This window comes from Mesorhizobium sp. WSM4310 (assembly GCF_007003935.1).
Classification (GTDB): Bacteria; Pseudomonadota; Alphaproteobacteria; order Rhizobiales; family Rhizobiaceae; genus Mesorhizobium.
This window is the reverse complement of record NZ_VFTA01000040.1, coordinates 40967-47530: the sequence shown is the minus strand read 5'-3', so window position 1 is coordinate 47530 and position 6564 is coordinate 40967. Positions and strand designations below refer to the sequence as shown.

Sequence of the window (6564 nt, the reverse complement as noted above, 5' to 3'; positions counted from 1 at the left end):
CAGGCTCAGGGCAAGGCCAAGGTCCAGACGGACCAGCAGGCCCAGGGCAAGCCGAAGCTCAAGACCGACGAGCAGGCCCAGGGCAAGGCCAAGGTCGAGACCGACCAGGCCCAGGGCAAGGCAAATGCGACCACCGATCAGCAGGCTCAGGGCAAGACCTCGACACAGACTGATCAGGGTTCGACTGCTTCTATCAGCAATGTGACGGTCGAACAGAAAACCCAGATCACCCAGGTCATCAAGGAGACCCGGGTCGAGCCGGTGTCCAATGTCGATTTCGACATTTCGGTCGGCATCGAAGTTCCACGGCACAAGATCCGGCTGCATCGTCTGCCGGCGCGCATCGTCAAGATTGTTCCGGCCTATGAAAGCTACGAGTATTTCGTATTGGCCGACGGTCGGATCGTCATAGTCGATCCAGACACGTTGAAGATCGTCCTTATCCTGACCTGACTTGGGCCAACGCTCTGAAACGCCCGCACACCCAGGTGGCGGGCGTTTCCATGAGAACTGCCGTTGAATCAATTGTGGGCGGAGGCTGCCGTGTTCGGGGACAAGGCCGGGGATCTAGCCGCCAGGACGTCAAAGCTGGATTTCAGCGCCTGCCTGTTCGTCGAACAAAACCGGGCAGCCTCGTGCAAGCGCTACCTTGGAAAGGGCGTTCGCCACCACATCGTCCGGTGACACGAAATCGCCGGTCAGCACCCGCAACTCTTCCACGCCTTCAGCCATCGAGACAAAATTTCCGACCACGCGGTCGTGCTTACAGGCCTCGACCACGTAAAGCAGATCGACCAGTTCGAAGCTGCGCATGTTCAGCCTCCAATAAAAACGTCCCTTGCAGGATCGTGAAACGCATTGGCGGAGTGTAATGTTCCGACAGACCCGACTTAGCTCTAGCTCGGCGTCGACGACCAGAGCTCAGATGTCAGAATCGTCGAGAATGCGAGAGAGCGTGCTGCGCCCCAGCGCGCTCATGGCTGGGTTGGTGCCACGGTAATACCAGACGAGACCCATGGCCTGCTGGAACGCCCAGGCAGCACCGCGCTTCCATAAGAGGTCCTCGACCTGAAGGCCGCTGCGAAAGGCCGCCCTTCGCTCGCGGTCGAGAAGATGCCACGCCACCACCAGATCCAGCGACGGATCGGCCGGCCCGAAACTGCCGCCATCAAGCACGCCGACAAGACGCTCGCCCTGCACGAGAAGGTTTGCCGGGATAAGGTCCTTGTGACTCATCACGACAGGCCCGGCGGCGGGCAACTCCCGCAACCGGGCCCACAAATCGCGCAGTCGGGCCACATCAAGCAGGCCATCGCTGTTTTCAAAGCAAACAGCCATCCAATCGTCATGATCGGGGAGATGTCCGCCACGTCCTTGCCCGTCGAAGCGCCGGCCCCGTGTGTCCGCCTTGCGCAACGATGCCACGAGGCTTGCAAGGTCAAGCGCGAACATCGTCGATCCACTTAGCCCGTGCGGCGTGGCAACCTCGCCTTCGATCCACGTTTGCAATGCCCATGGCATTGCATATCGAGGACCGGGCTCGCCGAGCCCAATCGGGCGTGGCGTCGCAAACAGGCAATGTTCGCCGATCTCGACCATGGCAGCGGCCTCCGACCGAAGCATATCGGCGCATTCGGCAGGGTTCATCGCCCGCAGCGGGAAGCGCGCAGCGCTCTTCGAGCCGATGCGGAAGATGGCGTTGACGGTTCCCGGCGATCCGACCGAGGTGATGTGCTCATGACGATATTGGGGAAACTGATCGTCGATCATGTGGCGGGCGATATCGATGTCGATATCCACCTGATCGTCATGCATCATGTGTTCTCGTCCTGCCGGGCATGATCCGCTGGCGCCGACGACCGGGATGCGGCGCAAAGCCACTATAAGCGCCCTTACCGGTAGGTCGAACCAGCGCTCGCGGCGATCGGCTTCTGCCCCTAGCCCGCCGCCGCGGCCGGCACCTTCCTTGGCGCGGCGCGCGGCCGGCGCATGCGCCGTTTGGCGACGAGCTTCAGCGCCACCGGCGGCTCGTTCGACAGCGCGCCGGTCACGGCGTCGACCATGCCGTGGGCGACGAAATCCGCGTTGATGTCCTGGGCGAGCTTGGCCGCCGCTTCCTTGTCTCCGTTGCCGGTTTCCGACCAGAACACGATGCCCACCCGAAGCGCCGCCTTCGCGCGCTTCAGCCGCCGAACCAGGAAGCGGGCATGCTTGACGGAATCGCGGTTGAGGAAGCCGACCACCACCGTGTCGACGGTCTCGAGCTCGAGATGGCGGATGCCGGCGGGTTCCATGTCGACAAAGTCAGCCTTCGACACGGTCGCTCCCTGGACCTCCAGCACTTGCGCCAGCATCGCCGCGGCGGCGTCGTCGAGCTCGCCGCGCCCGCCGGCGCAAAGCACCGATAGGCCACTGCCGTCGGGCAGCTCGGCCTCGTCCTCGGCGGCGGCATCGCCGGGCTCGCCCCCTTCCCCGGCCACATGCCGGCTTTCGTCCTCGGCCGCCTCCTCCTTGGCATCATCCTCGAGATTGGCCACCAGCGCGAGCGCGCTGGCCGCCACCTGCCGCCTTTGCAGGTCGCCCATGACGCCGCGCACACGGTCGCGCTCGCCCAGCAAAAGGGCGGGAACAGCCACCTTGTCGTAGAATTCGACCAGATATTTTTCCTCGAGCATTTCCTCCGCGTGATCGGTGGCCTCGTCCGGGTCGCCGGCCAGGAGCCGCTGGTACAGCCGCGCATGCGGTTCCAGCACCGGCTCGTTGCCGAACAGCACGTCGAGGAATTCAAACTGCGGTACGTGCCTGCCCAGCACCACGAGGCAGACGGTGAGCGGCGTCGACAGGACGAGCCCGAGCGGCCCCCACAGCCACGTCCAGAAGATCGCCGCGACGATGATCGCCAGCGGCGACAGCCCGGTTCGCGAGCCGTACAGCCAGGGCTCGACGACATTGCCGGTGACCAGTTCCATCACCACGAACAGGGCCGCCGTCCACAACACGAGCGACCAGCCGGGAGCCACGGCAAGCGCCAGGAACAGCGGCAAAAGCATGCCGATGGCCGGACCGATATAGGGAACGAACCGCAGCGCCAGCGCCAGCAGGCCCCACAACAGCGCATTGGGAATGCCAAGGATCCACAGCCCGATCGCAATCGGTATGGCGTAGAGGATGTTGACGACCAATTGCATGAGCAGGTAGCGACCCACGCGCTTGGCTGCATCCTGCAGCGCCTCGGTGGTGCGGTGAAGGTCGCCATAGCCGACAAGCCGGATGAAGCGGTCGCGCAAATCCTCCCGCTCGAGCAGCATGAAGATGACCACGACGACGATCAGTCCAGCCGATCCCAGCGGGCTGATCAGCGGACCGACGATGTTCTGCAGGACTTCGAGCGGCCTTTCACGCGCAACGATCTCGACCGGCACCGGTTCGCGCGGCGGCTTGTCGGGCGTGGCGGCCGGCAGCGTGGCGTCCTGCCTGTCGATCTCCTGGCCGACACGCTCGACCACGCTGCTCAACCTGGCGATGATCCCGCCCCCGACGCCGGTTTCCTTGAGCGAGCGGATCTTGGCCAGGATGTTGGTCTGGTAGACCGGAATGTTCTGCGCCAGCTCGCTGACCTGCGTGGCGACGACGAAGCTGAACAGGGCAAGGGCCGCGAAGGCGCCGAGCACACTGGCGATGACGGCGGCGATCCGGGGAATGCCGACCCGTTTGAGCGCCGAAACCAAAGGCGCCAGCGCGAAGGTCAAAAGCAGCGCGATCGCGATCGGCAGGAACACCTCGCGGCCGAAATACAGCGCAGCCACCGTCGTCACGGTGGTCGCCACATTGGGCAATGCGGTTCGCGGACGGGGCGCGGCGGCCGAAAGAATATCGTCCAGCCCATGCGCCTCGGACGCCGTCCCGTTTCGACGATTGGCCGCCACTTGCTGTCTCTCCCCCTGCCAGCGGCCATGGTCTGACATATTGAGCCGGCGTGCAACATTTGCCGGCAGACCGCTGGTTACCCTTCAATTCCGGGCGGGTCAGTATGTTCCCTGCGGCCGGAGGCAATGGAAAGAAGTGATTTTATCCGCTCGTCGGGATTCACGTCCCAGAGCCGATCAGCGCCCCGCATGCCTTGCCAGCGCGTGCTCGATCAGCACGTCGATCACCTTGCTGTAGCCGATGCCGGCCGCGGCAAGCGCCTTGGCGTACATCGAAATGTCCGTGAAGCCGGGCAGCGTGTTGACCTCGTTGACCAGCAGCGAACCGTCGGCGCGCAGGAAGAAGTCGACGCGCGCAATGGCCTCGCAACCGAGCGCCCGGAAAGCCCGCGCAGCCATCTCGCTCGTCCTGGCAACGACATCCGCCGGGACATCGGCGGGCACCTTGACCAGCGCGCCGTCGGCATCGAGATATTTGGCCTCATAAGTGTAGAAGCCATGCTTGCCGGCGGGAATGATCTCGCCCGGCAGCGAAACCGTCAGCGAGCCGTCGGCCCGCTCCAGCACCGAGCACTCGATCTCGCGGCCGTCGACGAACTCTTCGATCAGCGCCTTGCTGTCATAGCGCAAAGCCGTTTCGACCGCCTGCTCGAAGCCATCCCTGTCATGCACCTTGCTCACCCCGAAGGACGAGCCCTGGCGCGCTGGCTTGGCGAAGAAAGGCAGCCCAAGCGCCCCGGCAATCTCCTGGAACGAACCGACATCGCCTCTAAGCACAGTGACCGAGCGGGCAACGGCAAGCCCGGCCTCGCGCAGCAGCCGCTTGGCGACATCCTTGTCCATGGCGGCGGCGGAAGCCAGGATGCCGCAGCCGACATAGGCGACATCGGCAACCTCGGCATAGCCCTGTACCGAACCGTCCTCGCCGAACGGCCCGTGCAGCACGGGAAAGACGACATCGACGGGGTCAGGCTGTTCGCCATTCTTGGTGAGAGCCATCAGGCGGCCCTTGCCGCCGGGCAGCAGCGCGACCTCCACGCCATCCTCCGACACCGGAGCCCCTGCCCCGTCGGCGCCAGCCTCGGACGAAGGCTGCAGCCGCCACCTGCCGTCCCTGGAAATGGCGATCGGCACCACCTCGTAGCGCGTCCGGTCGATCGCCTTCAGCACATTGGCGGCCGACAGCCGCGACACGTCATGCTCGGCCGAGCGCCCGCCATAGAGGATGGCGACCCTGATCCTATCCTTCATTGAAAAGCCTGTTCTTCATCGAAATCCCTCGAAATCAAATGGTGACGGCAATGCCGCGATTGGCAAAGAAACGGTCGAAATCGGCTGGCGCCAACACTGCGTTGGCCTGTGTGGCGCTGGTATGGCCGGATGGGTTGTGAAAGCGAAAACCGTCCTGCGACGCCGCCGTGACCAGCACCAGATGGCCGCCCTTCGACGGCGGCTCGCGCTCGGGCCAGCGGATCGAACTGCTGACCGAGGCGATGAAGAAGCGTGACTGCCCGAGGATCGCCGGAATGTCCGACGTCGCGACATTGGTCATCACCTGCGCCTCCAGGCCGAATTCCGCCTGCACGAAGGTGACGAAGGGCGCGTAGATCAGGCCCTTGATCGAGCCTTCGTTGACGACATAGCCGCCATATACGGTGCAGCGTCTGGCCAGTTCGATCGTCGGCACGATCTCGCCGCGCGTCGCAAGGATCATTTTCAGGCACGCCATGCCGCAGATGTTGGCGGCCCAGACCGCGTATTCGTCGAGGCTTTCCGCGCCCGACCCTTGCCATAGCGGATCGCGCCGCAGCGCCACATCGGCGCCATCGGCGAGCACGGCCAGCGTCATGTCAGGCGTTTCCCACTGGCTGAAAAACGGCACGGCTCCAGGCAACGGGTTCATACGGATTTCTCGGATAGTTCCCACGGTCTCGCATACGAGGATACGAGATCGTGGGAAAGCCGCTTGGGCCTCCGAACAACGAAACCCCTGACGGGCAACGCCGGGCGGCGCCGCCGGCCTACTCGGCCTTCGTCCAGCCGAAGACCATCCAGGCGTATTTCGATTTCTCGTCGGGCTCGGCGGTGTAGGTCATCTGGATGTCGCCGTCCTTGGCGTATATGTCGAGCCTGGGCGCCGTGTCCAGCTTGAGCCATAGCGAGCTCTTGCTGAAGGACCAGGTTCCGCACCAGACGCAGGCGCCCGACGCCGCGTCACCCGGCTGATGGAAATTGTAGCGGCCGTCCGCCTTGATCTCCAGATAGTCGAACGCGCCGTAGAAGGCGGTCACCGTCTGCTGAAACTCGGCGGCCGCCGCTTCCTGTTCGGGCGTCGGCGCATCCTTCATGTCGCGCGGCGGGCGGATGGCTGAGCCGCTGAGCTTCCATTTGCCGACAAAGTCCTTCTTGGTCGGAAGATATTCCTCCTGAGCCTGCGCCGATGAAATATAAGAAACTGATAATATGCTTGTCGGCAAGATGGCTCCGCCCGCAAGTAAAAGCGCGGCGGCGCAGATTGCCCTGGTGGATTTTTGCATGAAATATAGTTTCTCCACGATGGGAAAGGATGTCTCGGTCCAGTGGAAATTTAGGGCGTACCTTGCCTGGACGCCGATTCCACCGCCTTTGCACGGTTAGC

Annotated in this window: 7 protein-coding genes; 1 reads left to right on the top strand and 6 read right to left on the bottom strand. The window is 63.8% G+C overall.

Annotated features, from left to right (window positions below; genetic code table 11):
* Positions 1 to 453 (top strand): DUF1236 domain-containing protein (locus FJV80_RS29555; protein ID WP_142878121.1); only part of this gene is annotated, 453 nt, incomplete at its 5' end.
* Positions 454 to 582: 129 nt separating this feature from the next.
* On the opposite strand, the gene FJV80_RS29550 is transcribed toward FJV80_RS29555, so the two are convergent.
* The 6 genes from FJV80_RS29550 to FJV80_RS29525 all read right to left on the bottom strand — a co-directional run bounded on the left by FJV80_RS29550 (position 583) and on the right by FJV80_RS29525 (position 6463).
* Complete coding sequence (locus tag FJV80_RS29550) at positions 583 to 813, bottom strand: hypothetical protein (protein ID WP_095774017.1); 231 nt, start codon at positions 811 to 813, stop codon at positions 583 to 585.
* A 108-nt stretch (positions 814 to 921) separates the two neighbouring features.
* Positions 922 to 1818, bottom strand: coding sequence for an aminoglycoside phosphotransferase family protein (locus tag FJV80_RS29545; RefSeq protein ID WP_185975284.1), 897 nt, complete (start codon positions 1816 to 1818; stop codon positions 922 to 924).
* Between the two features lie 119 nt (positions 1819 to 1937).
* Positions 1938 to 3926, bottom strand: coding sequence for an AI-2E family transporter (locus FJV80_RS29540; protein WP_179296474.1), 1989 nt, complete (start codon positions 3924 to 3926; stop codon positions 1938 to 1940).
* Positions 3927 to 4103: 177 nt separating this feature from the next.
* A complete protein-coding gene (locus FJV80_RS29535) occupies positions 4104 to 5177 on the bottom strand; it encodes a D-alanine--D-alanine ligase family protein (RefSeq protein ID WP_142878120.1) in 1074 nt (357 codons plus the stop codon).
* 34 nt (positions 5178 to 5211) lie between these two features.
* Entirely contained in the window at positions 5212 to 5829 is a 618-nt protein-coding gene (locus FJV80_RS29530) for a C39 family peptidase (RefSeq protein WP_142878119.1), read from the bottom strand.
* 118 nt (positions 5830 to 5947) lie between these two features.
* Positions 5948 to 6463: a hypothetical protein gene (locus tag FJV80_RS29525; RefSeq protein WP_142878118.1), complete on the bottom strand. Its 516-nt coding sequence runs from the start codon at positions 6461 to 6463 to the stop codon at positions 5948 to 5950.
* Positions 6464 to 6564 lie beyond the last annotated feature (101 nt).

What these genes read in the sequence shown, in the direction of transcription:
- FJV80_RS29550 (WP_095774017.1), bottom strand. Translation starts at nt 813, where the DNA reads ATGCGCAGCTTCGAACTGGTCGATCTGCTTTACGTGGTCGAGGCCTGT.
- FJV80_RS29545 (WP_185975284.1), bottom strand. Translation starts at nt 1,818, where the DNA reads ATGATGCATGACGATCAGGTGGATATCGACATCGATATCGCCCGCCAC.
- FJV80_RS29535 (WP_142878120.1), bottom strand. Translation starts at nt 5,177, where the DNA reads ATGAAGGATAGGATCAGGGTCGCCATCCTCTATGGCGGGCGCTCGGCC.
- FJV80_RS29525 (WP_142878118.1), bottom strand. Translation starts at nt 6,463, where the DNA reads ATGCAAAAATCCACCAGGGCAATCTGCGCCGCCGCGCTTTTACTTGCG.
- FJV80_RS29530 (WP_142878119.1), bottom strand. Translation starts at nt 5,829, where the DNA reads ATGAACCCGTTGCCTGGAGCCGTGCCGTTTTTCAGCCAGTGGGAAACG.